At 56.2% G+C, this 1,510-nt stretch carries 1 protein-coding gene; it reads right to left on the bottom strand.

Annotated features, from left to right (window positions below; translation table 11 throughout):
- Positions 1-73: 73 nt before the first annotated feature.
- A protein-coding gene (locus DL899_RS19200) for an IS3 family transposase (RefSeq protein ID WP_111735908.1) occupies positions 74-1,425 on the bottom strand; the annotation gives its coding sequence in 2 pieces (ribosomal slippage) (positions 74-1,089 and positions 1,089-1,425; 1,353 coding nt in all).
- Positions 1,426-1,510 lie beyond the last annotated feature (85 nt).

Raw genomic sequence — 1,510 nt, 5'->3', positions numbered from 1 at the left:
TGTCCGTCGTCATATAAAATGGGACATCAGAGCGGTTTGCGGATTGGAGGCTCTGGCACGTTTGTGTGATTGATTATGCCGCCTGTTTTTGATGTTGCAAGCGGCGCTGTCGGATTGTCAGTTTCTTGATCTTCTCCCTTTCTCGCAGAATGTCTTTGTCCCGTCCGAAGTAGACGTCGGCAGGCGTGACGTTGCTCAGGCTCTCGTGGTAGCGCTGGTTGTTGTAATACTCGACGAAGGCACCGATCTGACGCTCCAGATCGCCGGGCATGTAGTAGTTTTCCAAGAGAACGCGGTTTTTCATCGTCTGGTGCCAGCGTTCGATCTTGCCCTGGGTCTGCGGATGGAAGGGCGCGCCGCGGACGTGATCCATTCTTTGGTCGCCGAGCCAATCGGCCAGATCGCCCGAGATGTAACAGGCCCCATTATCGCTGAGCAGACGTGGCTTGTGGCGCACGACGGCCTGGTCGCAGCCTGAAGCTGTCAGAGCCAGTTCGATCGTGTCGGTCACGTCCTCGGCCCGCATGTTTGTGCAGAGCTTCCACGCGATGATGTAACGGCTGTAATCGTCCAGGATCGTGCTGAGGTAATACCAACCCCAACCGATGATCTTGAAGTAGGTGAAGTCGGTCTGCCACATCTGGTTGATGGCGGTGGTGTTGTCCGTGAACGCGTCGGCGGCCTTGATCACCACATAATCGGGTGCCGTGATCAGGTCGGCTGCTTTCAGAATGCGGTATGCCGATGATTCAGATATAAAATACCGCTTCTCATCAGTATATTTGACCGCCAGTTCGCGTGTCGTCAGCGCCTCATGTTCCAGCGCGAACTCGATGAGATCGTCGCGCCGGTCATGGGGAATCCGGTTCCAGACCGACCCTGGCCGAGGCGAGCGATCTGCCAGGGCATCAATGCCGCCTTCGACGTAGCGGTCATACCAGCGGTAGAATGTGGTGCGGGGAATGCCCAACATATCCAGGGTCAACTTGGTAGGCAGATGCGAACCCTCAACCGTGCGGATGATCTCCAGTTTCTCGGATGCAGGATATCTCATTCCTCGAACTCCCCAGCCCCTGTCATGCTTTTTTTGAGCAGACGGTTCTCAAGGGTCAGGTCTGCCACGCATTCTTTCAGGGCAAGTGACTCCGAACGCAGATCTTTGACTTCTGGCGACGTTGCCTGCCGGGCCGTGTCGCCGGACAACCGGCGCTTGCCAGCCTCAAGGAATTCTTTCGACCAGCTGTAATACAGGCTCTCGGCGATGCCCTCGCGCCGACACAGCGCTGAAATGCTCTCTTCACCGCGCAGGCCTGCCAGGACAATGCGGATCTTCTCCTCCGCTGAATAGGTTTGGCGTGTCTTGCGGCGGATGTTTCTGACAAGCTTGTCGGCGCTGTCCTTTGATGTTCCGGGTTTCTTGTTCATCTTCGCTCCTTAAAGGCTACGATGAACCAGAACCCCTCCGGTGTTCAAATCCTCAAATCTGTCCCACAGGTGCTGACGTCAGACA

Source organism: Roseovarius amoyensis, from assembly GCF_003260265.1.
GTDB classification, from domain to species: domain Bacteria; phylum Pseudomonadota; class Alphaproteobacteria; order Rhodobacterales; family Rhodobacteraceae; genus Roseovarius; species Roseovarius amoyensis.
Note: the sequence above shows the minus strand (reverse complement) of the source record. Positions and strands in the feature narration are given on the sequence as shown.